The 20,929-nt window shown below is 69.2% G+C and carries 21 protein-coding genes; 8 read left to right on the forward strand and 13 right to left on the reverse strand.

Annotated features, from left to right (window positions below):
* Nucleotides 1-216: 216 nt before the first annotated feature.
* From AB8810_RS07735 to AB8810_RS07765, 7 genes are all read right to left on the reverse strand, one after another.
* Nucleotides 217-549 (reverse strand): non-heme iron oxygenase ferredoxin subunit, encoded by a 333-nt coding sequence (locus AB8810_RS07735; protein WP_053841580.1) that lies wholly within the window; start codon nt 547-549, stop codon nt 217-219.
* Nucleotides 546-1,082, reverse strand: coding sequence for a GNAT family N-acetyltransferase (locus AB8810_RS07740; RefSeq protein ID WP_053841579.1), 537 nt, complete (start codon nt 1,080-1,082; stop codon nt 546-548). The genes AB8810_RS07735 and AB8810_RS07740 overlap by 4 nt, the downstream gene beginning before the upstream one ends.
* 140 nt (nt 1,083-1,222) lie before the next feature.
* A complete protein-coding gene (locus AB8810_RS07745; protein WP_369916081.1) occupies nt 1,223-2,476 on the reverse strand; it encodes a cysteine desulfurase in 1,254 nt (417 codons plus the stop codon).
* On the reverse strand, nt 2,473-3,735 hold the full coding sequence (gene sufD, locus AB8810_RS07750; RefSeq protein ID WP_369916083.1) for a Fe-S cluster assembly protein SufD: 1,263 nt from the start codon (nt 3,733-3,735) through the stop codon (nt 2,473-2,475). The genes AB8810_RS07745 and sufD overlap by 4 nt, the downstream gene beginning before the upstream one ends.
* Nucleotides 3,735-4,499, reverse strand: coding sequence for a Fe-S cluster assembly ATPase SufC (sufC, locus tag AB8810_RS07755; RefSeq protein ID WP_179566176.1), 765 nt, complete (start codon nt 4,497-4,499; stop codon nt 3,735-3,737). Before sufC ends, sufD begins: the two co-directional genes overlap by 1 nt.
* A gap of 116 nt (nt 4,500-4,615) precedes the next feature.
* Nucleotides 4,616-6,058: a Fe-S cluster assembly protein SufB gene (gene sufB, locus AB8810_RS07760; RefSeq protein WP_179566173.1), complete on the reverse strand. Its 1,443-nt coding sequence runs from the start codon at nt 6,056-6,058 to the stop codon at nt 4,616-4,618.
* A 15-nt stretch (nt 6,059-6,073) separates the two neighbouring features.
* Nucleotides 6,074-6,532: an SUF system Fe-S cluster assembly regulator gene (locus AB8810_RS07765; RefSeq protein ID WP_179566171.1), complete on the reverse strand. Its 459-nt coding sequence runs from the start codon at nt 6,530-6,532 to the stop codon at nt 6,074-6,076.
* 201 nt (nt 6,533-6,733) lie between these two features.
* On the opposite strand from AB8810_RS07765, the gene AB8810_RS07770 reads away from it, so the two are divergent.
* Together AB8810_RS07770 and AB8810_RS07775 are read left to right on the forward strand one after the other, a co-directional pair.
* Nucleotides 6,734-7,201: an SET domain-containing protein gene (locus AB8810_RS07770; protein ID WP_179566169.1), complete on the forward strand. Its 468-nt coding sequence runs from the start codon at nt 6,734-6,736 to the stop codon at nt 7,199-7,201.
* A gap of 91 nt (nt 7,202-7,292) precedes the next feature.
* Nucleotides 7,293-7,838: a type 1 glutamine amidotransferase domain-containing protein gene (locus tag AB8810_RS07775; protein WP_191825724.1), complete on the forward strand. Its 546-nt coding sequence runs from the start codon at nt 7,293-7,295 to the stop codon at nt 7,836-7,838.
* Between the two features lie 368 nt (nt 7,839-8,206).
* On the opposite strand, the gene AB8810_RS07780 is transcribed toward AB8810_RS07775, so the two are convergent.
* The 5 genes from AB8810_RS07780 to AB8810_RS07800 all read right to left on the reverse strand — a co-directional run bounded on the left by AB8810_RS07780 (nt 8,207) and on the right by AB8810_RS07800 (nt 11,312).
* Nucleotides 8,207-8,803 (reverse strand): DUF1439 domain-containing protein, encoded by a 597-nt coding sequence (locus tag AB8810_RS07780; RefSeq protein ID WP_179566165.1) that lies wholly within the window; start codon nt 8,801-8,803, stop codon nt 8,207-8,209.
* Between the two features lie 116 nt (nt 8,804-8,919).
* Nucleotides 8,920-9,219 (reverse strand): DUF3861 family protein, encoded by a 300-nt coding sequence (locus AB8810_RS07785; RefSeq protein WP_369916086.1) that lies wholly within the window; start codon nt 9,217-9,219, stop codon nt 8,920-8,922.
* A gap of 276 nt (nt 9,220-9,495) precedes the next feature.
* The gene (locus AB8810_RS07790) at nt 9,496-10,059 is read right to left on the reverse strand and encodes a M23 family metallopeptidase (RefSeq protein ID WP_369916088.1); all 564 of its coding nucleotides are present in this window, start codon (nt 10,057-10,059) and stop codon (nt 9,496-9,498) included.
* A 4-nt stretch (nt 10,060-10,063) separates the two neighbouring features.
* Nucleotides 10,064-10,762: a tellurite resistance TerB family protein gene (locus AB8810_RS07795; RefSeq protein ID WP_179566155.1), complete on the reverse strand. Its 699-nt coding sequence runs from the start codon at nt 10,760-10,762 to the stop codon at nt 10,064-10,066.
* Between the two features lie 151 nt (nt 10,763-10,913).
* On the reverse strand, nt 10,914-11,312 hold the full coding sequence (locus AB8810_RS07800) for an HU family DNA-binding protein (protein WP_145708001.1): 399 nt from the start codon (nt 11,310-11,312) through the stop codon (nt 10,914-10,916).
* A gap of 666 nt (nt 11,313-11,978) precedes the next feature.
* Between AB8810_RS07800 and AB8810_RS07805 the strand changes: the two genes are divergently transcribed.
* On the forward strand, nt 11,979-12,410 hold the full coding sequence (locus tag AB8810_RS07805) for an OsmC family protein (protein WP_185815768.1): 432 nt from the start codon (nt 11,979-11,981) through the stop codon (nt 12,408-12,410).
* Nucleotides 12,411-12,661: 251 nt separating this feature from the next.
* Nucleotides 12,662-13,282 carry a glycine zipper 2TM domain-containing protein gene (locus AB8810_RS07810; protein WP_179566151.1) on the forward strand — a complete coding sequence of 207 codons (621 nt, stop codon included), beginning with the start codon at nt 12,662-12,664 and terminating at the stop codon, nt 13,280-13,282.
* Nucleotides 13,283-13,417: 135 nt separating this feature from the next.
* Here the strand turns inward: AB8810_RS07810 and AB8810_RS07815 are convergent, their stop codons facing one another.
* Nucleotides 13,418-14,296 carry a PhzF family phenazine biosynthesis protein gene (locus tag AB8810_RS07815; protein ID WP_369916092.1) on the reverse strand — a complete coding sequence of 293 codons (879 nt, stop codon included), beginning with the start codon at nt 14,294-14,296 and terminating at the stop codon, nt 13,418-13,420.
* A gap of 174 nt (nt 14,297-14,470) precedes the next feature.
* Here AB8810_RS07815 and AB8810_RS07820 point away from each other — a divergent pair, with 174 nt between their 5' ends.
* The 4 genes from AB8810_RS07820 to AB8810_RS07835 all read left to right on the forward strand — a co-directional run bounded on the left by AB8810_RS07820 (nt 14,471) and on the right by AB8810_RS07835 (nt 20,821).
* Nucleotides 14,471-17,080: a bifunctional aspartate kinase/diaminopimelate decarboxylase gene (locus AB8810_RS07820; RefSeq protein WP_369916094.1), complete on the forward strand. Its 2,610-nt coding sequence runs from the start codon at nt 14,471-14,473 to the stop codon at nt 17,078-17,080.
* An 87-nt stretch (nt 17,081-17,167) separates the two neighbouring features.
* Nucleotides 17,168-18,523 (forward strand): UDP-N-acetyl-alpha-D-muramoyl-L-alanyl-L-glutamate epimerase, encoded by a 1,356-nt coding sequence (gene murL, locus AB8810_RS07825; protein ID WP_206257971.1) that lies wholly within the window; start codon nt 17,168-17,170, stop codon nt 18,521-18,523.
* The gene (murD, locus tag AB8810_RS07830) at nt 18,504-19,937 is read left to right on the forward strand and encodes a UDP-N-acetylmuramoyl-L-alanine--D-glutamate ligase (protein ID WP_369916096.1); all 1,434 of its coding nucleotides are present in this window, start codon (nt 18,504-18,506) and stop codon (nt 19,935-19,937) included. Before murL ends, murD begins: the two co-directional genes overlap by 20 nt.
* 89 nt (nt 19,938-20,026) lie before the next feature.
* Nucleotides 20,027-20,821 (forward strand): dienelactone hydrolase family protein, encoded by a 795-nt coding sequence (locus AB8810_RS07835; protein WP_369916098.1) that lies wholly within the window; start codon nt 20,027-20,029, stop codon nt 20,819-20,821.
* The last annotated feature ends 108 nt before the right edge of the window (nt 20,822-20,929 follow it).

Below are 20,929 nucleotides of genomic sequence, written 5' to 3' on the forward strand. Positions count from 1 at the left end.
AGGTCGGAGGGTGGCCGGATGGACCGGCTGCCGCTGGCCGCTTAACGCGGACATCACATCTATTTCCTCGCAAATGCGAATTATTTGCAATAGCTTTCGTTACATTGCGTTACATGGCGGCCGGTGGCGCTGCTCCCGGGATCGCCGCGCAAGCAGCTTGTTCCGCTGTAGATATTTGAAAGATAAAGATTTTCGGGGGCGAGCGCAGCGGCGCGCTCAGTCGCGGTCGTCGCGGGTCCACAGTCCGCCGTGTTCGGACTTCACCGGGAACTTGGGCACCGGACTGTAGGCCGGTGCGCACAACGGACGGCCGTCGCGGATGTCGAAACGGGCACCGTGCAGCAGGCATTCGATGCTGCCGGCGGCGGCATCGAAGGTGCCGGGGGACAGCTCGTAGTCCTCGTGGCTGCAGCGGTCCTCCAACGCGTAGAAGGTGCCGTCGAGGTTGAACACCACGATCGGGGTGGCGGTCACTTCGTCCCACACCGTCGCGGTCTCGCCCGGCGCCAGCGCGCCGTCGGCGCAGACGAAGGTCCAGGTCTCGCTCATGCGGCGCCGCCCAGCGGTTTTTCCAGCACTTCGAAGCGCAGGTCGTCGCGTTTGGGCGCGCCGAAGCGTGCGTCGCCGTAGGGGAAGGGTTTCTTGATCCCGGTGCGGCGGTAGCCGCGGCGCTCGTAGAAGGCGATCAGTTCGTCGCGCACGTCGATCACCGCCATCCGCATCACCGGCAGCTGCCATTCCTGCCAGGCGATGCGTTCGGCCTCGGCCAGCACGGTCTTGCCCAGGCCGCCGCCCTGCGCCTGCGGCTGCACCGAGAACATGCCGAAATAGCCGGCGCCGTCGTCGTCGGCGATGTGTGCGCAGGCGATCAGGTCGCCGTCGCGCTCGGCCAGCAGCACCAGGCTGCGCGGACGCAGGATGTCGGCGCGCAGCACCTCGCGATCGATGCGGTTGCCGTCGAGCAGGTCGGCTTCGGTGGTCCAGCCGATGCGGCTGCTGTCGCCGCGATAGGCCGAGGTGACCAGGGCGGCGATGGCGTCGAGATCGGCGACGGTGGCGGTGCGGAAGGTGAGGGTGTGCATGGGCCGATTTTAGGCTTTGGAGCTGGGAATGGGGAATGGAGAATCGGGAATCGAGAGGCGTGCGCTCACTGCGTTGGCCGGGCGTAGCCCGCGCGCTGAGCGCTTTGCCGATTCTCGATTCCCCACTCCCGATTCCCTGCCTACCTCAACAGCTTGCGCACCTTCAGCAACGCCGCCACGAAGCGCTCGATCTCGGCGTGGGTGTTGTAGAACGCCAGCGAGGCGCGGCAGGTGGCGGCGACGCCGTAGAACTGCAGCAGCGGGTGCGCGCAGTGCTGGCCGGAGCGCACCGCCACGCCTTCCAGGTCCAGCAGCGTGGCCAGGTCGTGGGCGTGCGCGCCCTCGACCAGGAACGACACCACCGCGGCCTTGCCCGGCGCGGTGCCGAAGATGCGCAGGCCGTCGATCTTCTGCAGTTCCTCGGTGAAATGCGCCAGCAGTTCGGTCTCGCGCGCTTCCACGTGTTCCAGGCCCAGCCCGGTCAGGTAGTCCACCGCCGCGCCCAGGCCGACGAAGCCGGCGATGTTGGGGGTGCCGGCTTCGAACTTGTGCGGCGGATCGTTGAACACGGTGCCGTCGAAGCTGACTTCCTTGATCATCTCGCCGCCGCCGATGAACGGCGGCATCGCCTGTAGATGCTCGCGCCGCGCCCACAGCGCGCCGGTGCCGGTCGGGCCGCACATCTTGTGCCCGGTGATGGCGTAGAAGTCGCAGCCGATCGCGGCCACGTCCAGGGCGCGGTGCGGCGCGGCCTGCGAGCCGTCGATGACGCTGACGATGCCGCGCTTGCGCGCCTCGCGGCAGATCTCGCGCACCGGATTGACCGTGCCCAGCACGTTGGACACGTGGGTCAGCGCCAGCAGCTTCACGTCCGGGGTCATCGCCTTGCGCAGCGCGTCCAGGTCCAGCGCGCCGTCGGCGGTGATCTCGGCGACCTTGATGGTGGCGCCGGTGCGCTGCGCGACCAGTTGCCACGGCACGATGTTGGCGTGGTGCTCCATCCGCGACACCAGGATGCTGTCGCCGGCCTTGAGCCGCGGCAGCGCCCACGAATAGGCCACCAGGTTGATCGCGAAGGTGGTGCCGCTGCACAGCACCAGCTCGTCGGCGCGCACGTTGAGGAAGCGCGCCAGCTTGTTGCGCGCGCCCTCGTAGGCGTCGGTAGCCTCGGTGCCCAGCGCGTGCACCGCGCGGCTGACGTTGGCGTTGTAGCGGCGGTAGAACTCGTCCAGCGCCGCGATCACCTGCAGCGGCTTCTGCCCGGTGTTGGCGTTGTCGAAATAAATCAGCGGCTTGCCGTGCACCTGCCGCATCAGCAGCGGGAAATCGCTGCGGACCTTGTCCCAGTCCGGCGCCTGGTCCGGCGCGGTCTTGTGCGGGGCGACGCTGCTCATGCCACGCCCGCGGCGGCCAGCGCCTGGTCCAGGCGCGCGACCAGGAATTCGCTCAGCCCCGCATCCAGCACGCGCAGCGGTTCGCGGCAGAACGCGGCGGTCAGCAACTGCTGCGCGCGCTCGCGCGGCAGCCCGCGCGAGCGCAGGTAGAACAGCGCATTGGCGTCGAGCTGGCCGACGGTGGCGCCGTGTGCGGCCTTGACCTCGTCGGCGTCGATCACCAGCACCGGCTGGGTATCGATCTCGGCATCGGCGGACAGCAGCAGGTTCTTGTTCGACAGGTTGGCATCGCTGCCGTCGGCGCCCTGGCGGATGTGGATGCCGCCATGGAACACCACCCGGCTGCGCGCAGCGGCCACGCCGCGCCACAGCAGTTCGCAGGCGGTGTCGCGGGCGATGTGCTCGATGCCCAGGCGGGTGTCGATCTGGCGGCGGCCGTTGCCGAGCAGCACGCCGTTGGCGACCAGCCGCGCGTTGTCGCCTTCCAGGCGCACGTTGAGCTCGTGCCGCGACAGCGCGCCGCCCAGCTCCAGGTCGATGCGCCGGTACTGCGCGTCGCGCGCCAGCACCGCATCGGTGCGCAGCAGCGCGGTGACGCCGGACGCGTCCGCCTGCACCCGCGCGTGGGTCAGCTGCGCGCCCGCGGCCAGGTGCACGTGCGCCAGGGTGTTGCTCAGGTGCGCGGCCTCTCCCAGGTGCAGGTGATGCTCGACCAGCGACAGCGCCGCGTCCTGGCGCAGTTCGATCAGGTGGCGATGGTGCCAGGCATGGTCGCCGGCGCCGGCGGTGGACACGAACACCAGGTGCAGCGGCACCGCGGCCTGCACGCCGGCATCCACGCGCAGCACGCTGCCTTCGTCGGCCAGCGCGGCATTGAGCTGGGCGAACACTTCGTCGCTGCGCTCGAAGCGGCGGCCGAGGAAGCGCATCGCATCGTCGCCGCTGCGCAGGATCGTGGACAGGCGCTGCAGTTCGACCCCGGCCGGCAGGCCGGCCAGGTCGGACAGCGCATCGCTGGCGCGGCCGTTGACGAACACCAGCCGCGGCGCAGGAATGCCGTCGACGATGGCCGCATCCACGGCGGGCGCCGCGCTCGGCGCCGGGCTGAAGCTGCGCCGCTCCAGCGCACGCAGCGAGGTGTACTTCCACGCTTCGCTGCGCGGGCCGGGCAGGCCGTCGCGCAGCGCCTGTTCCAGCGGTGCGCGGCGTGCGCCGTCGCCGTGGAAGGCGGCCGCCAGGGAGTCGAGCAGGGCGCTCATCAGGCCGTCGCCTCCGGCGCCACACGGTCCTTCAACCATGCGTAGCCATGCGCTTCCAGTTCCAGCGCCAGTTCCGGACCGCCACTTTGCACGATGCGGCCGTCGGCCAGCACGTGCACCACGTCCGGCTTGATGTAGTCGAGCAGGCGCTGGTAGTGGGTGATGACCAGGAACGCGCGGTCGGGCGAACGCAGCGCGTTGACGCCTTCGGCGACGGTCTTCAGCGCGTCGATGTCCAGGCCGCTGTCGGTCTCGTCGAGGATCGCCAGCTTCGGCTCCAGCACCGCCAGCTGGAAGATCTCGTTGCGCTTCTTCTCGCCGCCGGAGAAACCCTCGTTGACGCCGCGGTGCAGCAGCTCGTCCTTCAGGTGCAGCACGGCGAGCTTCTGCCGCACCAGCTTCAGGAACTGCATCGAATCCAGTTCGGCCTCGCCGCGCGCCTTGCGCTGCGCGTTGAGCGCGGCGCGCAGGAAGTAGGTGTTGTTGACCCCGGGGATTTCCACCGGGTACTGGAAGGCCAGGAACACGCCGGCGGCGGCGCGTTCTTCCGGTTCCAGCTCGAGCAGGTCGCGGTCTTCGAAGCGCACGCTGCCCTGGGTCACCTCGTAGCCGTCGCGGCCGGCGAGGATATTGCCCAGCGTGGATTTGCCGGCGCCGTTGGGACCCATGATGGCGTGCACCTGGCCGGGCTGCACCTGCAGCGACAGGCCCTTGAGGATGTCCTTGCCGGCGACGGAAGCGTGGAGGTTTTCGATGTTGAGCATGGGAATTGGGAATCGAGAATGGGGAATAGGGAAAAGCAGGTGTTGCCGCAGCTCGGAAGAATCGGGAAGAGAACCGATTCCCGATTCTCCATTCCCGATTCCCTGCCCGGTGGGCGTCAGCCGACCGAGCCTTCCAGCGACACTTCGAGCAGCTTCTTGGCTTCCACCGCGAACTCCATCGGCAGTTCGCGGAACACCTGCTTGCAGAAGCCGTCGACGATCATCGACACCGCGTTTTCCTGGTCGATGCCGCGGGCGCGGCAGTAGAACAGCTGGTCGTCGCTGATCTTGGAGGTGGTGGCCTCGTGCTCGACCGTGGCGGTGGGATGCTTGACCTCGATGTACGGGAAGGTGTGTGCGCCGCACTGCTTGCCGATCAGCAGCGAATCGCACTGGGTGTAGTTGCGCGCGCCCTCGGCGCTGCGCTCCACCTTGACCAGGCCGCGGTAGGTGTTCTGGCCGCGGCCGGCGCTGATGCCCTTGCTGACGATCTTGCTCTTGGTGCGCTTGCCGATGTGGATCATCTTGGTGCCGGTATCGGCCTGCTGGCGATGATGGGTCAGCGCCACCGAGTGGAACTCGCCGACCGAGTCGTCGCCGAGCAGCACGCAGGAGGGATACTTCCAGGTGATCGCCGAACCGGTCTCGACCTGGGTCCAGGTGATCTTGCTGCGCGCGCCGCGGCATTCGCCGCGCTTGGTCACGAAGTTGTAGATGCCGCCGACGCCGTTCTCGTCGCCCGGGTACCAGTTCTGCACGGTCGAATACTTGATCTCGGCGTCTTCCAGCACCACCAGCTCGACCACCGCCGCATGCAGCTGGTTCTCGTCGCGCATCGGCGCGGTGCAGCCTTCCAGGTAGGACACGTAGGCCTTGTCCTCGCACACGATCAAGGTGCGTTCGAACTGGCCGGTGTGGCCGGCGTTGATGCGGAAGTAGGTGCTCAGTTCCATCGGGCAGCGCACGCCCTTGGGAATGAACACGAAGCTGCCGTCGGAGAACACCGCCGAATTGAGCGCGGCGAAGTAGTTGTCGCCGACCGGTACCACGCTGCCCAGGTACTGCCTGACGATTTCCGGATGTTCCTTGATCGCCTCGGACATCGAGCAGAAGATCACGCCCTTCTCGGCCAGTTCCTTGCGGAAGGTGGTGCCGACCGAGACCGAGTCGAACACCGCGTCCACCGCCACGCCGGCCAGCTTGGCGCGCTCGTGCAGCGGCACACCGAGCTTGTCGTAGGTGTCCAGCAGTTCCTTGGGCACGTCGTCCAGCGAGGCGTACTTGGGACCCTTGGGCGCGGAGTAGTAGCTCAGCGCCTGGAAATCGATCGGCGCGATGTTGAGCTTGGCCCAGTGCGGCATCGGCATCTTCAGCCAGTGCCGGTAGGCGGCCAGGCGCCACTCGGTCATCCACTCCGGCTCGTCTTTCTTGACGGACAGGGCGCGCACGACGTCTTCGTTCAAGCCGGGCAGGAACGAGTCGGATTCGATGTCGGTAATGAAGCCGGCGTCGTAGCGACGTCCCAGCCGTTCCAGGATTTCAGCGTTTTCGGTGGCCATGGGGGCTGCCTACAGTCAGGTGGTCGCGAAACGCACGGCGATCGGACGCCGTCTGGTTTCGCCGGAAGAGGGAAGCGGGTGCAGCATCTGCGCCAGGGTCACGCCGCGCAGCGCATCGGCGACCACGTCGTTGATCAACCGCCAGTTGGAACGCACGCCGCATTTCTGCGCGATGCTGCACTGGCTTTCCTGGTGGCTGCATTCGGTGATCGCCAGCGGGCCTTCCATCGCCTCGACGATCTGGATCAGGGTGATGGCGTCGGCCGGGCGCGCCAGCCGGTAGCCGCCGTGCACGCCGCGCAGGCCTTCGACCAGCCCGGCCTGGGCCAGCGGCTTGAGCAGCTTGCTGACGGTGGGCGGCTCCAGCCCTGACTGCTCGGCCAGTTCGGTCGCGCTCAGCACCTCGCCGGGACGCGCGGCAAGCACGGTCAGCACGACGGTGGCGTAATCGGTCAACTTGGTGACGCGGAGCATGGGGCAACGGCCGGAATTCAATGCGGACCGAAATTGTACGCTTTCGCGGCGCCGGCGTCCAAGCCGCGCGTTCATGTTTTTCCCTATCGCGGCGATCGGCGCCGCCAGCGGCCCCGGCACGGCAGCCTGGCGCGATCCGCGGGGCTTGGGATCGCCGCCGATGTGCGCCAGAATCAGCGCTTTCCCGTTCCGGACCGCCGCATGCCCCGCAAGATCGCCGCCCGCAAGTCCCGCATCCATGGCAATGGCGTGTTCGCCGTGCTGCCGCTCAAGAAAGGCGAGCGGGTCATCGAGTACAAGGGCCGCCGCCGCACCCATGCCGAAGTGGATCGCGACGAGGCCGGCGATGTCGAGACCGGGCACACCTTCCTGTTCACCCTCAGCGACGACTACGTGATCGACGCCAATTACGAAGGCAACGACGCGCGCTGGATCAACCACAGCTGCGCGCCCAACTGCGAGGCGGTGATCATCGAGGCCGAAGGCGACGACCGGCGCCAGGACAAGGTGGTGATCGAGACGTTGCGCGCCATCAAGCCGGGCGAGGAATTGACCTACAACTACGGCATCACCCTGGGCGAACGGCATACGCCGCGGCTGAAGAAGATCTGGGAGTGCCGCTGCGGATCCAAGAACTGCACCGGGACCATGCTGCAGCCCAAGCGCTGAGTGCGCACCTGCACGTGGCCTAGACGCGCGGCTCACGACGCTGCAACCGCGGCGCTCCTACGGTGACGCTCCCCCTGTAGAGGAGTTTCCCATGAGCACAGCATCTTCCCTGTCCGGCAAGCGCGTCGCGGTCCTGGCCACCGACGGCTTCGAACAGTCCGAGTTGCAGGAGCCCAAGCGGCTGCTGGAATCGTGGGGCGCGCAGGTCGATGTGATCGCGCCCGGCGACGCCTCCAGCATCCGCGGCTGGAACAAGAAGGACTGGGGCGACAGCGTGCCGGTCGACAAGCGCCTGGCCCAGGCCGATGCCGGCGACTACGACGCGCTGGTGCTGCCGGGCGGAGTGATCAATCCGGACAACCTGCGCACAGAAGCCACCGCGATCCGTTTCATCCAGTCCTTCGCCGGCGCCGGCAAGCCGGTCGCGGCGATCTGCCACGGCCCCTGGCTGCTGGCCGAAAGCGGCCTGGTGCGCGACAAGCAGGTGACCTCGTGGCCGTCGGTGAAGACCGACCTGAGCAATGCCGGCGGGCGCTGGCAGGATGCGGACGTGGTGGTGGACGGCAACCTGATCACCAGCCGCAAGCCGGACGACATTCCCGCGTTCGCCGCGGCGGTGGCCAAGGCGCTGGGCTGAGTTCGGCGCCCGGCCTGCGCAACGAGAAACGGCGGCCTGTGGGCCGCCGCTTTTTTGTAGGAAGGGGTTTCAGCCCCGACCGGGGAATGCAGCAGTCGGATCGCGTTCGGGCCGAGAGCAGTGTCGCGGCTGAAGCCGCTCCTACAGAAAAGCAGTGGCCCACCAGCTGCACTGTAGGAGCGGCTTCAGCCGCGACAGACGGCATCAGACGCCCGACGTTGTCCAACCGGTTAGGTTCCTGCAGAGCTCCCCGTCAATTGTCGCGTCCAAAACGTCGCGCGCGACTCGCACCGAAGCCAATACGCGGTTTCTCCCTCGCCCTGATCCGCGGCGCGCAGCGTCACCGCCTCACCTGCCGCAGCGCAGCCTCACTGCCCCGACAGCGCGCCGGCCGGTACCAGCTTTCCGATGTCCTGGTTGAAGTGCACCACCAGCTTGCCGTTCTCCACCGCCGCCGATTCGATCTGCACGTTGCCCATGACCGCGCCCAGCGCCGGATCCAGCTTGTAGATGGGTTCCTTGCGCGCGTAGTCGCCCAGCCAGACGTTGAGCAACTCGCGGGTGTTGGCGTCGAGCTTGCCGCCGTTGGCGGCTGGGCGGAAATCGTCGATGGTCGGCGATTGCAGGTGGAAGCCCTGAGTCTGCTGTTCGTAGCGCAGCCCGCTGGTCAGCAGCACCGTGCCCAGCGGGGTCGGCGCGCCGCCGCCTGTGGCCATGCTCAGGTCGAACTGCATCTTCAGCCGGTCGCCCGGCGGCAGCGACAGCTTGGGATCGCGGATGGTCATCTTCACCAACCCGCCGAGCGCCTTGTGCGTCTGCGGGAAGCTGCCGTCCAGATACTGCTGCACATCGGCAGCGCCGACGCTGACCTGTTTGCCCTGGATCATCGGCTCGGCCTGCAGCTGGGTCGCGGCAACGAGGGTCAGCAGCGCGGCGGCGCGCAAGGTCAGCAGGCGGAGCTTCATGGGATGTGGTGCCTTGGCGGAATCAGGGGTTCAACATAACCGCAGCCGGTGAATGCGCGATTAGCGGAAGAGTGGGGTGAAGCGGTCAGGCCTGCGGAAACGCGTGCGCCGGCTGGTCACGCGGCGGTCGGCGCCAGCCGCGCCAGGATCGCATCCAGCGCCGGACGCAGCGGTGCCAGCAAGGCCTGCGCCTCGCTGCCGCTGCGCTCGCTGAGTCCGCGCAGCAGTTGCGTGCCGACGGTCAGCGCGGCGCGCTCGTCGCCGTGCAGGCCGGGATGACGCTGCGCGGCTTCGAGCAGGCGCATCCAGTCCTGCCGGCAGCGGGCCTCGAATTCGATGGTGCAGCGGCCTTGGCATTGCAGCCCGTCGGCCTCGATCGGCGTGACGGTGATGCGGTAGCGTTGGGAGGCGGTCATGGGCGTGCGCACGGCGGGTCGGTCGACTCAAGATAGGCGCCGTCCGCCGCTATCACGAGAGGGATGGCCGCGACGCTCTGTTCCAGGGCACGTCATCAAGCATCGGACGCCGGTCGTGCCGCAGGCGGCGGCCGTGCGGGTTGGGCCATGGCCGTCGATCGGCGCTACGCGGCGTGGATCCGGCCGTCAGAGGCGCGTTGCCATTTCCCTCGCAGAACAGCCAGCCAGACTCGGTTTAGATGCCTTGGGCGCGATGGCACGCCTCTTTGCGACCGTTCAGCGCGCCGCACGCAGCAGCGGCAGCGGATCGTAGGCACCGCCCTCGGCATAGACGCCGTAGTGCAGATGCGGCGGCGTGCCGCGCGCGTTGCCGCTGTCGCCGACCGTGCCGAGCGGATTGCCAGCCTCGACCAGGTCGCCGACCTGCAGGTCCGGCGCCCAGTCCTGCAGATGTGCGTAGTAATGGCGTTGCCGGGCCGGACCCATCACCCACACCTGGCGGCCGCCGAGGCCGCGCTCGGCGACCGCGACCACGATGCCACGCGTGGCCGACAGCACCGGCGTGCCGCGCTTGGCGAAGATGTCCACGCCGGCGTGCTGGCGATCGCGACCGCGCGGCGCGCCGAAGGTGGCGGCCACGCGGCGCGGGTCCACGCCTTGCACCGGCATGCGCAGCGCGGTGGGCGGCGGCTGCCGCGCCAGTTCCCAACCGGCCCGCGCACGCAGCGCCCACGGCTGCTGCCAGGCCCAGGCCAGCGCGAGCGCCGTGCAGGCCAGTGCGGTCGAGCGCAGCAGCCAACGGCGCAGCGTCCGCGCAGGCGAGGGCGCCGCTGCCGGCATCGCCTCAGCCAGCCTGCGTGCCGGCCTGCTTCTGCAACTGCTGCTTCAGCGCGTCGTCGATGCCGAGCTGGCGCGCCAGTTCGTCCAGGTAGCTGCGTTCCATGAAGCTCTGTTCGTCGGCGGCGAGCAGGCTGGCCAGATACATCTCCGAGGCGATTTCCGGCGTCGTCGCGGCTTTCGCCACTTCGGCCGGGTCCAGCGGCTTCTCCAGTTCCGCGTGCAGCCAGCGCTGCACGTCCTCGTCGCCGTCGAGGCGGGTGAACTCGCCTTCGATCAGTTCGCGTTCGCGGGTGTCGATATGGCCGTCGGCCTTGGCCGCGGCGACCAGCGCGCGCAGGATCGCCTGGCTGTGCTGTTCCACTTCCAGCGGCGGCAACCGGTCCAGGGTCTGCGGTTCTTCCGGCGCGGCGGCACCGAGTTGCTGGCGCTTGTAGTCGCCGTAGGCGCGGTAGGCCATCACCCCGATCGCGGCCAGGCCGCCATAGGTCGCCAGCTTGCGCGTGGTGCGGTTCTTGCCCAGCAGCAGGCCGAGCGCGCCGCCGCTCAGGGCGCCCTTGCCGAAGTCGGCGTTGAGCATGCCGCCGAGGCCGCCGCTCCTGGCGGGCGATCCCGCCGAGGCGGACGTGCCGGTCTTGGCCATGGCCTGGCCGGCGGCGCCCTGCGCCGATTGCAGCAGTTGGTCGAGAAAGCCCTGTAGCTTCATGCACGCGTTCCTTTCGAATTGAAGCACCGGTATAGCCGGCGTCGCCTTAGCGGGCTGTCAATCCCGCTAAGGGCGGCGGCGAGCGCGCAAAAAAAACGAGACGGCGCAGGCCGTCTCGTCCGGTGTGCTTGCCTGGATCAGGCGACGCTGCTCAGAGCGCGGCGTCCTTGAGCTTCTTCAGCGGGCGCACCTTCAGCTTGGTGGTGGCCGGCTTGGCGGCGAACCACTGCTCTTCCTTGGTGAACGGGTTGATGCCCTTGCGCTTCGGCTTGGCCGGCACGCTGACGGCGGTGATCTTGAGCAGGCCCGGCAGGGTGAACGAACCGGCGCCCTTCTTGCTGACCGAGCCGGCCACGGCGTGCTCGAGCGAGGCCATCACCGCGCGCACGTCCTTGGCGACGACGCCGCTGGCTTCGACGATGTGGGCGACCAGCGCGGACTTGCTCAGCGCTTCCTTGATCGGCTTGGGAGCGGCCGGCTTGGCGGCGGTCTTGGTGGCTACTTTCTTCGCTGCCTTTTTCGGGGCAGCCTTTTTCGCGGTCTTTGCCATGATGTCCTGATTCCGTAAACGATAGGTGGTTGGGTCGCGCCGACCCCGTCGGCATGGCGAAATGTAGGGCATGTGCTACGCCGCGCCAATAGGCAAACCGCAAAAAGACGCGGAAAAAGCCCCATGCCGCGTTTTTTTTCGCCGCAAGGGCGGATTTGGACCGGGAAAACGGCGGCGCGCTGCCGCTAGGCGCAGCGTTCATGCCGAGCCGCGACTGGCATCGCCGCCGCCTCGCCGCGGCCATTGGCAATGCTGGAATCCAGTGCGCAGGCGGCTGCCCGGACCGGTCCGGCGGACAGCGATCCCACTCGCCGCGTCGCCGTCTGCTTCCGATGCGCACGGCTGGGCGCGCACGCTCCGGGGGCGGCGCGGTCGCTGCCGTGCGTGGAGGCGCCGGGTTGCGCCGCGCGCTGGCCGTTGCTGCGCAGAGGGCGTGCCACCTGGCGAGTTGGTCGCGGTGTCGGCTATCGACGAGTTCGCCGAGCTGGGCGACCGGCGGCGCCTGCGGGCGAACGATCGCCATCGCTTGCGGAGCATCGCTGCGCTCCGCCAACAACGCCGCCAGCGGTGCCCGGATGCGCACCGTCCACGGCGGGTACTGCGCCGCACAAGGCCGTAACGCCCGCTGCTCTATCGTGCCTGCCTCATTCACCACGGGAGTACCGCATGGGCATTTCGCGTCACGCCACCGCGCATTGGGAAGGCGACCTGAAGAGCGGCAAGGGCCAGCTGAGCACGCCGCAGAGCGGTCTGCTGGAAAACACCCGCTATGCCTTCAGCAGCCGCTTCGGCGACGAGAAGGGCACCAATCCGGAAGAGTTGATCGCCGCCGCGCACGCAGGCTGCTTCACCATGGCGCTGTCGGCCAAGCTCAGCGAGGCGGGCTTCCCGCCGACCTCGCTGGACACGCGCGCCGAGGTCGATCTGTCGATGGAAGGCGGTCCGCAGTTGTCGCAGATCCGGCTCAAGGTCAAGGCCGTGGTCCCGAACATCGAGGCGGCGCAGTTCCGTGCGTTGGCCGACGACGCCAAGCAGAACTGCCCGGTGTCCAAGGCGCTGAGCGCGGTGCCGATCAGCCTGGAAGCCGAACTGGGCTGAGTGTTGGGCCTGGCGCGTGCCGCCAGGCCTTTTCCCGAAACGACGGTCAGGCCACGCCGGCTACGGCTCGCGCGGTCCGGCCGTTTGCCATTGCATGGGAGCGGTTCCAGTCGCGATACGCGCAAGCCCCCGTTGCGGCAACAGCTGTCGCGGCGCTAAACAGTCGCCGTCCACCGGGCCCAATTCAGTCTCGTTTCACCGGCGCGGACCGAGCATGCAGGTGCGCGATCCACGCGCCTGGAATCTTCGACATGAACAAGCTCTCGACCCGTCTTCTGACCGCCGCGCTCGCCGTGGGCGTGGTCGGCTCCGCCACTGCGCAGGACTACGGCCGCTACGATGGCTATCGCGATCGCGGCTATCCGAGCAGCGGCAGCTACGAATACGCCCGTGTGGTCCGTGCCGACCCGATCATCGTGCCGGTGCGCGGCCCGCGCGAAACCACCGAGCGCTGCTACGAGCGCCCGGCCTCGGGCGAATATGTCGAAAACGGCTACCGCGGCAATGGCTACTACAGCGACGGCTACCGCGGCACCGACGGCGGGCGCAGCGCGGCCACGGTGGTCGGCGGCATCGCCGGTGCGCTGCTGGGCAGCCGCGTCGGCGGCGGCAGCGGGCGCTTCGTCGGCACCGCGGTCGGCACCATGGTTGGCGGCCTGGCCGGGCGCTCGATCTACGACAGCAATACCCGCACCACCGTGCAGACCGGCTCGGTCAGCGTGTGCGAACCGGTGGCCTATCGCAGCGAGAGCTACGACCGGGTGGACGGCTACGACGTGACCTACGAATACGGCGGCCGCTACTACCACACGCGCAGCGCGGAGCGTCCGGGCGACCGCATCCGGGTGCGCGTGGACGTGTTGCCCGACTGAACGATGCGGACGCCTCGCTGAGGCGTCCATGGGGCATCGGCGGCCAGCGCCACGGCGCTGGCCGCCGACGACGATTCGTCAGGCGGCCCTGCCGCCCACTCCTGCCGTTGCAGGCAAGCGTTATCGATCTGCCGCTCAGCGCCAGTCGATGCGCCCGTCGATCACCGTCTGTACCTGGCCGCCCGACCAGACCTCGCCGGCGCTGTCCACGCTTAGGGTCAGCAAGGCATCGTGGCCGACCTCGCGGCCCTGGCTGACCACGTAACGGCCGTCGCGGCCGGGCAGGGCGTCGCGGTGGTCCAGCCACGCGGCGAGTACGGCGTTGGCGGCGCCGGATGCGGCATCCTCGAACCGGCGGCCATTGCCGACGAACGCACGCACTGCCAGCTGATACGCCTGGTCGTTGGCCCGCGCATAGGCGAACACACCCATGCTGGCGGTGCTTTCGGCCAGCGCGGCGATCGCTTCCCAGTCCGGCGCCAGGCCGCGCAACGCGGCTTCGTCGGCGATTTCGACCAGCCACCAGCAGCGGCCGCCGTCCATGCGCACCGGCGGTTGCGCGCCCAGCGTCCAGCCGGCCAGCGCCGCCGCCAGGCGCGGATCGGCGGCGTCGGCGATCTCCGCGACCTGCGCGCGCGGGGTGCGGATGGCGATGCTGCGCACGCCACCGTCCGCATCCACGCGCAACGGCAGCAGCCCGGCGATGCCTTCCTGGACCAGCACGCCGTCCTTGGGCACGGCGATGCCCGCCTCCAGCACCGCATGCGCGGTGCCGACGCTGGGGTGGCCGGCGAACGGCACTTCCTTCTGCGGACTGAACATGCGGATGCCGTAGCTGGCGCCCGGCTGCGTGGCCGGGAACACGAAGGTGGTCTCCGGCAGCCGCGTCCAGCGCGCGATCGCCTGCATCGCCGCCGCGTCCAGGCCTTGCGCATCCAGCACCACCGCCAGCGGATTGCCGGCGCCGGGGCGCGGGGAGAACACATCCAGTTGCAGGAAACGGCGCGTGGTCATGGCAGGCACTCGAAGGCGGGGGCGCGCAGCTTAGCAACCGCGGCGCGCGCCCGATGCAGGGCCGGCGCATCGCGGGCTTGGCCGGCAAGCGCCAGGAGCGCTGCGCTTGGCATAGAATCGCAGGTTCCGCCCGGCGTTCCGGGCCTCTTTCCCTCCACCAGACCCCACAACGAAATGTCCTCTTCCCCCCACGTCGATCGTTGGATCGTCCTCAAGTTCGGCGGCACCTCGGTGTCGCGTCGTCATCGCTGGGACACGATCGGGAAGCTGGCGAAAAAACGCGCCGACGAGACCGGGGCGCGGGTGCTGGTGGTGGTGTCGGCGCTGTCGGGGGTGACCAACGAGTTGACCGCGATCGCCGACGGCAGCGCCGACAGCGCGCAGCGCGTGGCCGCGCTGGAGCAGCGCCACCGCGAGTTCCTGGGCGAACTGGAACTGGATGCGGACAGCGTGCTCGGCGCGCGCCTGGCGGCGCTGCGCGGATTGCTCGACGACCCGCGCGCGGCGAGCCGCACGCTGGACTGGCAGGCCGAGGTGCTGGGCCAGGGCGAGTTGCTGTCCTCGACGCTGGGCGCGGCCTACCTGCGCGCCAGTGGTCTGGATTTCGGCTGGATGGACGCGCGCCAGTGGCTGGACGCGCTGCCGCCGCAGCCGAACCAGAGCGAGTGGTCCAAGCGGCTGTCGGTGTCGTGCCAGTGGCAGTCCGACACGGACTGGCGCGAACGTTTCGTCGCCCAGCCGGCGCGGATGCTGATCACCCAGGGCTTCATTTCGCGGCACCAGGACGGCGGTACCGCGATCCTCGGCCGCGGCGGCTCGGACACCTCGGCGGCCTACTTCGGCGCGCTGCTCGGCGCCAGCCGGGTGGAGATCTGGACCGATGTGCCGGGCATGTTCAGCGCCAATCCGCGCGAAGTGCCCGATGCGCGCCTGCTGACCCGGCTGGACTATTACGAAGCGCAGGAAATCGCCACCACCGGCGCCAAGGTGCTGCATCCGCGCTCGATCAAGCCGTGCCGCGACGGCGGCGTGCCGATGGCGATCCTGGACACCGAGCGCCCCGAGCTGCCCGGCACCAGCATCGACGGCAACGCGCGCACCGTGCCCGGGGTCAAGGCGATCAGCCGCCGCAACGGCATCGTGCTGGTGTCGATGGAAGGCATCGGCATGTGGCAGCAGGTCGGCTTCCTGGCCGACGTGTTCGCGCGCTTCGCCAAGCATGGGCTGTCGGTGGATCTGATCGGTTCGGCCGAGACCAACGTCACCGTGTCGCTGGACCCGAGCGAGAACCTGGTCAACACCGACGTGCTGGCGGCGCTGTCGGCCGACCTGGCGGAGATCTGCCGGGTCAAGATCATCGTGCCGTGCGCGGCGATCACCCTGGTCGGACGCGGCATGCGCTCGCTGCTGCACAAGCTCTCGGACGTGTGGGCCACGTTCGGCAAGGAGCGTGTACACATGATCTCGCAGTCGTCCAACGACCTGAACCTGACCTTCGTCATCGACGAGGCCGATGCCGACGGCCTGTTGCCGATCCTGCACGCCGAGCTGATCGACAGCGGCGCGATGCCGGTGGAGGAGACCGAGGTGTTCGGCCCGCGCTGGCGCGAGATCACCGGCAGCGTGCGCGCGCGGCCGACGCCGTGGTGGCATGCCGAGCGCGAGCACCTGCTGCGCCTGGCCGACGCCGGCACGCCGCGCTATGTCTACCATCTGCCGACGCTGCGCGAGCGCGCCCGCGCGCTCAAGGCGATCGCGCCGATCGACCAGCGCTACTACGCGATCAAGGCCAATTCGCATCCGGCGATTCTCGAGGCGCTGGTCGCCGAGGATTTCGGCCTGGAATGCGTGTCGCACGGCGAACTGCGCCGGGTGTTCGACACCTTGCCGGAGCTGTCGCCGCGGCGGGTGCTGTTCACCCCCAGCTTCGCGCCCAAGGCCGAATACGAAGCTGCGTTCGCGCTGGGCGTGACCGTCACCGTGGACAACGTCGAGCTGCTGCAGCGCTGGCCGGAACTGTTCCGCGGCCGCAGCCTGTGGCTGCGCATCGACCTGGGCCATGGCGACGGCCACCACGAGAAGGTCAACACCGGCGGCAAGGCGTCCAAGTTCGGCCTGTCGGCGACGCGGGTGGACGAATTCGTCGAGGTCGCACGCACGCTGGACATCCGCATCGTCGGCGTGCACGCGCACCTGGGCAGCGGTGTGGAGACGGCGCAGCACTGGCGGCGCATGTGCGACGAACTGGCCGGCTTCGCGCGCCGCATCGGCAGCGTGGAGGTCATCGACATCGGCGGCGGCCTGCCGATCGCGTACAGCGCCGACGACGAGCCGTTCGATCTCGATGCCTGGGCGCAGGGCCTGGCCGAGGTCAAGGCGGTGCACCCGGCGTTCCGCCTGGCGGTCGAGCCGGGCCGCTACCTGGTCGCCGAATGCGGCGTGCTGCTGACCCGCGCCACCCAGGTGATCGAGAAGGACGGCATCCGCCGCGTCGGCCTGGATGCGGGCATGAACGCGCTGGTGCGTCCGGCGTTGTACGACGCCTGGCACGACGTGGCCAACCTGAGCCGGCTCGAGCGCGAGGCCGATGCGGTGTTCGACGTGGTCGGCCCGATCTGCGAATCCAGCGACGTGTTCGGCAAGCGCCGCCGCCTGCCTGCCGCCACCGCGGCCGACGACGTGATGCTGATCGCCGATGCCGGCGCCTACGGCTACGCGATGGCCAGCACCTACAACCAACGCGAGCTGCCGCGGGAGGACGTGATCGATGCGCCTGCCGTCTGAGACCCGCTTTCTTGCGCCGCCGCGCGCAGCGCGAGCGGCATGCCGTGCTTCGGCGCGAATGCCGCTCAGCCCGATTCCGGATACGCCATGACCGCTTTCGACAAACAGCAGATCACCACCTTCCGCTTCGTGCGCTGCGCGTTCGACGCCGACAGCGGCGTCGCGCGCCTGGTCTATGCCTTCGACCAGGGCCCGGAGCTGGTGGAGACGATCACCGTGCCGGGCGCGCCGTTCGTGCTGGACGCGGCGCGCGCGCAGGCCGTGCAGCACGCGTTGCGCCTGCTGCACCTGATCGCCGGAGTCAGCTACTACAAGGCCGCGGTGCCGCCGCGGATCGAAATCGACGACTACGCGATCGACGCCGAGACTGCGGCGCTGCTGGACAGCGTGTATCTGCACGGCCTGGGCGAGTTCGCCTATCGCAACGGGCTGGATCTGCGCGAGCGGATCCGCTTTCCGGCGACCGCGGCAGACGAACAGGGTGCTCCGGCACTGGGCCTGCGCGCGCATGCGCTGGTCGCGATCGGCGGCGGCAAGGATTCGCTGGTCAGCATCGAGGCGTTGCGCGCGGCCGGCGTGGAGCAGACCGTGGCCTGGATCGGCGGCTCGCAGCTGATCCGCGCCTGCGCCGAGCGCACCGCGCTGCCGACCTTGAACATCGGCCGCGCGCTGGCGCCGGAGCTGTTCGAACTGAACCGGCAGGGCGCGTGGAACGGGCATATCCCGGTGACCGCGGTGAACTCGGCGATCCTGGTGTTCGCCGCGCTGCTGCAGGACGCGGGCCAGGTGGTGTTTTCCAACGAGCACTCGGCCAGCTACGGCAGCCAGATCGCCGGCACCGGCGAGGTCAACCACCAGTGGTCCAAGGGCTGGGCGTTCGAGCAGGCGTTCGGCGCGCACGTGCAGCGCTACGTGGCCGCGGACCTGCGCTACTACTCGCTGCTGCGCCCGCTGTCGGAACTGGCGGTGGCGCGGCAGTTCGCCAAGACCGACCATTACGACGCGCATTTCTCCAGTTGCAACCGCAATTTCCACATCCTCGGCGAGCGCCCGGCGCACCGCTGGTGCGGGGTGTGCCCGAAGTGCCATTTCGTGTTCCTGGCGTTGGCCCCGTTCATGCCGAAGACGCGGCTGGTGCGGATCTTCGGCCGCAACCTGCTCGACGATGCGGCGCAGGCGCCGGGTTTCGATGCGCTGCTGGAATTCCAGGACCACAAGCCGTTCGAATGCGTCGGCGAGGGCCGCGAATCGCGCGCGGCGATGGCCACCCTGGCGGCGCGCGCGGAATGGAAGGAGGACGCGCTGGTGGCGCGGTTCATTCGCGAGATCCAGCCGCAGCTGGACGCCGGCGACCTGCGCGTGGAGCCGCTGCTGGCGCTGGACACGCAGCACCGCATTCCGGCCGAGCTGTGGGAACGCGTGCGTGCGAATTTCGCAGCTTGACGGTCTGCGCGTCGCGCTGTGGGGCTGGGGCCGCGAGGGCCGGGCGGCGTATGCCGCGGTGCGCGGCAGGGAATGGGGAATGGGGAATGGGGAATCGGCGGCGGCGCTGCCGCTGACGGTATTCTGTTCGGTTGACGAAGCGGCTTCGCTGTCGGCGCTCGGGGATCCCGCGCTGCAGGTGGAAACCGAGGTCAGTGCCGAGCGGCTGGCTGCGTTCGACGTGGTCATCAAGTCGCCCGGGATCAGCCCGTATCGGCCCGAGGCGCAGGCCGCCGCCGCGCACGGCACGCGCTTCATCGGCGGTACCGCGCTGTGGTTCGCCGAACGTGCGGACGCCGACGGCGTGGTGCCGGGCAGCGTCTGCATCACCGGCACCAAGGGCAAGAGCACCAGCACCGCATTGCTGGCGCACCTGCTGCGCGCCGGCGGCCATCGCACCGGCCTGGTCGGCAACATCGGCCTGCCGCTGCTGGAAGTGCTGGCGCCGCCGCAGCCGCCCGCCTACTGGGCGATCGAACTGTCCAGCTACCAGACCGGCGACGTGGCGCGCAGCGGTGCGCGGCCGCAGTTGGCGCTGGTGCTGAACCTGTTCCCGGAACATCTGGACTGGCATGGCAGCCAGGCGCGTTACGTCGAGGACAAGCTGGCGCTGGTGACCCAGGCGCGGCCGCGCATCGCGCTGCTCAACGCCGCCGATCCGCAACTGGCGGCGCTGGCGCTGCCCGACAGCGAGGTGCGCTGGTTCAATCGCGAAGACGGCTGGCACATGCGCGGCGATGTCGTGCATCGCGGCGAAGTGGCGGTGTTCGACAGCGCGCGGGCCCCGCTGCCGGGCCGGCACAACCGCGGCAACCTGTGCGCGGTGCTGGCGGCGATCGAGGCGCTGGGCCTGGACGCGGCGGCGCTGGCGCCGGCCGCGGCGGAGTTCCGGCCGTTGCCGAACCGGCTGCAGACCTTGGGCGAGCGCGACGGCGTCGCCTACGTCAACGATTCGATCAGCACCACGCCGCACGCCACGCTGGCGGCGCTGGAGTGCTTTCGCGGGCGTCGCATCGCGCTGTTGGTCGGCGGCCACGATCGCGGCCTGGACTGGCAGGCGTTCGCGGAGGCGATGCGCCACGGCGCGCCGCTGGAGATCGTCACCATGGGCGGCAACGGTCCGCGCATCCACGCGCTGCTGGCGCCGTTGGCCGCGGCCGGCGGCTTCGGCCTGCACGCGGCCGCGGACCTGCCGGCCGCCGTGGCGTTGGCGCGCGAAGCGCTGGGCGAGGGCGGCGGCGTGGTGCTGCTGTCGCCGGGCGCGCCCAGCTTCGGCGCCTACCGCGATTACGTCGCGCGCGGCCGCCATTTCGCCGAACTGGCCGGGTTCGATCCGGAGGCGATCAGCGCGATCCCGGGGCTGGGCATCGCCTGATCTGGGGGCTTCGCGCATTGAGCTGGCGCGCACGCCGCATGACCGCCGCTGCGCTTAGACTGCCGGCTGGTTCCGATGGGAGAGAGGCGATGCGCACTCGTTCGATGCGGTGGATCGGCCTGCTGGGCCTGGCCTTGGCGCTGCCGTTGCCGGCGCTGGCCGCGATGCAGGCCAAGCCGGTGGAATGGAAGGTCGGCAAGGACAGCTTCAGCGGCGTGCTGGTCTACGACGATGAAGACAACGACAAGCGCCCGGGCCTGGTGATGGTGCCGAACTGGCGCGGGGTCAACGCGTCGGCGATCGAAAAGGCCAAGCAGCTCGCCGGTGACGATTACGTGGTGCTGCTGGCCGACGTCTACGGCAAGGGCAAGCGTCCGGCCAACGATGCCGAGGCCGGACAGTTCGCCGGGGCGCTGAAGAAGGATCCGGCGACGTTGCGCGCGCGTGCATTGAAGGCGGTCGAGGTGCTGAAGGCGCAAGCCGGCAAAGCGCCGCTGGACGCTGCACGGATCGGCGCGGTCGGCTTCTGCTTCGGCGGCACCACGGTGCTGGAACTGGTCCGCGCTGGTGCGCCGCTGGCGGGCGTGGTCAGCCTGCACGGCGGCCTGGCCACGCCGTCGCCTGCCGCCGCAGGCAGCGCCAGGACGCCGCTGCTGGTGCTCAACGGCGCCGACGACAAGAGCGTGAGCCGCGACGACATCGCCGCCTTCGAGCAGGAAATGAACGGCGCCGGCGCCGACTGGCAGTTCGTCAACTTCAGCGGCGCGGTGCATTGCTTCGCCGAGGCCGACGCCAACAGCCCGCCGGGCTGCCAATACAATCCGCGCGCGGCGAAGCGTGCCTATCGCATGCTGCACGATTTCTTTGATGAGCGATGGGATTAGGGATTAGGGATTCGCAAAAGCGGCAGGTCTGCGCTTTACGAATTCCAACCCTGTCAGGGCACGCGCGCGCGTCGGATCAGCGCTTAAGTTCGACTGCGGAGCACGCGT

The sequence above is a fragment of the Xanthomonas sp. NCPPB 3005 genome (assembly GCF_041228095.2).
Lineage (GTDB): Bacteria > Pseudomonadota > Gammaproteobacteria > Xanthomonadales > Xanthomonadaceae > Xanthomonas_A > Xanthomonas_A bonasiae.